Source organism: Spongiactinospora gelatinilytica (assembly GCF_003236385.1).
Taxonomy (GTDB): domain Bacteria; phylum Actinomycetota; class Actinomycetes; order Streptosporangiales; family Streptosporangiaceae; genus Spongiactinospora; species Spongiactinospora gelatinilytica.
This window is the reverse complement of sequence record NZ_POUA01000706.1, coordinates 1-1486: the sequence shown is the minus strand read 5'-3', so window position 1 is coordinate 1486 and position 1486 is coordinate 1. Positions and strand designations below refer to the sequence as shown.

The window sequence follows — 1486 nt, the reverse complement described above, 5'->3', positions numbered from 1 at the left end:
GTGTGCAGGCGGTGATCGACCGGGTGCAGCGGGGGGTGGAGGTGGCGCATCGGCGTTCGGTGACCCCGCATGGGTTGCGGCACACGACGGCGACGCATCTGCTGGCCGATGCGGTGGACATGGACGCGGTGCGGCGGGTGTTGGGGCACGGTGATCTGTCGACGCTGGGGCGTTACCGTGATGAGCTGCCCGGGGAGCTTGAGGTGGCGATGCGGGCGCATCCGTTGTTGCGTGATCCGCGTGAGCGGTGAGGGGTTACCGCTCCCCTGTTTCGGTGGTGCGGCGGCGGTCGCGTTTGCCGCGGGCGATCTCGGTGGTGAGGGCGTCGAGGTGGGGGGCCCAGAAGCGGCGGAAGGCGGCGAGCCAGGTGTCGGCTTCGCGCAGGCCGGCCGCGTCGACGGTGTAGAGGCGGCGGGTGCCTTGGGGGCGGACGGTGGCGAAGCCGTTGTCGCGCAGGACGCGCAGGTGCTGGGAGACGCCGGGCTGGGAGATGCCGAATTCGCGCTGGATGGCGGTGGTGATCTCCCCGGCGGGGAGTTCGCCGTCGGTGAGGAGTTCGAGGATTCGGCGGCGGACGGGGTCTCCCAGGACGTCGAAGGCGTGCACGCCACCATCGTGTCAGGGACCACTTATATAAGTCAACGCTGATTTATGTGGGGTCGTGGCCGGTGAGGGCGGCCACGGCGCGGTCGACGTCGTCTTCGGTGGTGTAGAGGTGGAAGGAGGCGCGGATCCGGCCGGCGCGTACGGCGGTGCGCACCCCGGCCTCGGCCAGCCGTCGCAGCGCGGCGGCGTCCGCCGGGGCGGTGGCGATGGCGCCGCCGGTGGGCGCGAGGTCCAGGCCGGCGCAGAAGCGGGCGGCCAGCGCGGTGTCGTGGTCGTGGACGGCGGGCACGCCGATGCGGCCGAGCAGTTCCAGGGTGACGGCGGCGCCGACCTGGCTGAACCACGCCGGGGACAGGTCGAAGGCGCGGGCGTCGGAGGCCAGGCGCAGCGGCGGCCCGTAGTAGGAGCCGCCGGGGTCTGATCCGGCGTACCAGTTGGCGGCGATGGGGCGCATGTGCCGGCGGGCGCGGGGCGACAGGTAGGTGTAGGTGGCGCCGCGGGGGGCCATCAGCCATTTGTAGGCGGCGCAGGTCAATATGTCGAAGCGGGTGGCCTGGACGGGCAGCCAGCCGCACGCCTGGGTGGCGTCGGTGACGGTGAGGGCGTCGTGGTCGCGGGCGGCGGTGAGGATGTCGGCGGTGGGCGCGGGGCGGCCGTCGGCCGATTGCACCAGGCTGAAGGCGACGACGCGGGTGCGGGGGGTGACGGCGTCGGCGAGGCGCTCCAGCGGGACGGTGCGCAGGCGGGCGCTGACGGCCCAGGGGAACAGGTTGGAGGTGAACTCCTCTTCGGGGACGAGGACTTCGGCGCCGGGGGGCAGGGCGGCGGCCAGGGCTGAGAGCGCCTGGGAGACGGTGGCGCCGACGGCGATGTCGGCGGG

Annotated in this window: 3 protein-coding genes; 1 reads left to right on the top strand and 2 read right to left on the bottom strand. The window is 73.3% G+C overall.

The annotated features are described in order from the left end of the window. Window positions 1-251 (top strand): tyrosine-type recombinase/integrase (locus C1I98_RS38790; protein ID WP_146607929.1); only part of this gene is annotated, 251 nt, incomplete at its 5' end. A 4-nt stretch (window positions 252-255) separates the two neighbouring features. Here C1I98_RS38790 and C1I98_RS38785 read toward each other — a convergent pair. Next, entirely contained in the window at window positions 256-606 is a 351-nt protein-coding gene (locus tag C1I98_RS38785; protein WP_111172173.1) for an ArsR/SmtB family transcription factor, read from the bottom strand. A gap of 43 nt (window positions 607-649) precedes the next feature. Further along, window positions 650-1486: aminotransferase class V-fold PLP-dependent enzyme (locus C1I98_RS38780; protein ID WP_111172172.1), on the bottom strand; the 837-nt coding region annotated here is incomplete at its 5' end.